The organism is Pseudomonas sp., from assembly GCF_037994325.1.
In the GTDB taxonomy this organism is placed as follows: Bacteria; Pseudomonadota; Gammaproteobacteria; order Pseudomonadales; family Pseudomonadaceae; genus Aquipseudomonas.
This window is the reverse complement of record NZ_JBBNAH010000775.1, coordinates 1-1,335: the sequence shown is the minus strand read 5'-3', so window position 1 is coordinate 1,335 and position 1,335 is coordinate 1. Positions and strand designations below refer to the sequence as shown.

Genomic DNA, 1,335 nt, shown 5'->3' with positions numbered 1-1,335 from the left:
GCACTGAAACGATTTTTTGACAGCTGCAAGAGTGCTGAAAAAAACGCTATTCGCGCTCTTTTTCCAACAGTTTCGCCTTACGCTCAACGCCCCATCGATAACCCGAAAGCCCGCCATCATTGCGCACCACTCTGTGACATGGCACAGCGACTGCCAACGTATTCGCTGCACATGCACCGGCGACAGCGCGCACGGCCCGAGGCGAACCGATACGTTCAGCGATATCGCGATAACTGGCGGTTTGACCGACAGGTATTGCCTGTAGTGCTTGCCACACACGCTGCTGAAAAACGGTTCCGCGGATATCTAGAGGCAGGTCCAGACCCTGTGCAGGCGCTTCGACAAACTGGATCACCTGGGCCAGGACCCGGGCAAAAGCATTGTCTGCCGGTTCGATTGCAGCGCGAGGGAAGCGACTTATAAGGTCGGTTTCCAATGCTTGAGCATCTTCACCGAAGAGAATCGCGCAGAACCCACGTTCACTCTGCGCAACTAAAAGGGCTCCCAAGGAACATCTACCGATGGCATAGCTAATACGGACGTTGGTGCCGCCATCTTTGTAGGCGCGAGGCGTCATACCCAGCAGTTTGTCAGCCACTGTGTAGAAGCGGCCACTGGAGTTGAAGCCGGCGTCGTATAGAGCATTGGTGACGGTCTCCCCCTGCTGTAGCTGGTTACGCACACGTGTAGCGCGCTGTGCATTGGCATAGCTTTTCGGCGTAAGTCCGGTGACTGCTTTAAACATGCGGTGGAAGTAATACGGGCTGAGGCCGACTTGCGCTGCCAATTGCTCTAACGACAACGGAGTTTCCGCATGCGCTATCAAGTGGCAAGCCTGCTCGACCAGCAGACGTTGTTGATCCGCTAAAGCAGCTTGATTGGGCTTACAGCGTAAACAAGGGCGGAAACCAGCTTGCTCCGCAGCCAGGCAAGTCTGGTGAAACTGCACATTTTCCGGCCTGGCCTGGCGCGACGAGCATGAAGGCCGGCAATAAACGCCAGTGCTTTTCACCGAATAAACGAACTGCCCATCCGCAGACTTATCCCGATGCAGAACGGCAGGCCAACGAGGGTCGTTGAGTGTTTCGGCGCTGCGGGCTTGTGATGAAGTCATCGGCGTAGCTCAGACATTAGGCTGGCTTTACGGTAACAGCAGAGCGATAGCGATACCTGCCGAATCTTGCTTTCCAATCGTCGCAGTCGCGCTCTAACTTTTCTACGCCCAAAAACAAACCCCCTACCCGTTTTCACGAGTAGGGGGTTTGGAATTTAAGCTTGACGATGACCTACTCTCACATGGGGAGACCCCACACTACCATCGGCGATGCGTCGTTT

Annotated in this window: 1 protein-coding gene; it reads right to left on the bottom strand. The window is 55.1% G+C overall.

The features are described from left to right. Positions 1-46 precede the first annotated feature (46 nt). Positions 47-1,114 carry a bifunctional DNA-binding transcriptional regulator/O6-methylguanine-DNA methyltransferase Ada gene (ada, locus tag AAAB16_RS26100; protein ID WP_340665986.1) on the bottom strand — a complete coding sequence of 356 codons (1,068 nt, stop codon included), beginning with the start codon at positions 1,112-1,114 and terminating at the stop codon, positions 47-49. Positions 1,115-1,335: the final 221 nt, after the last annotated feature.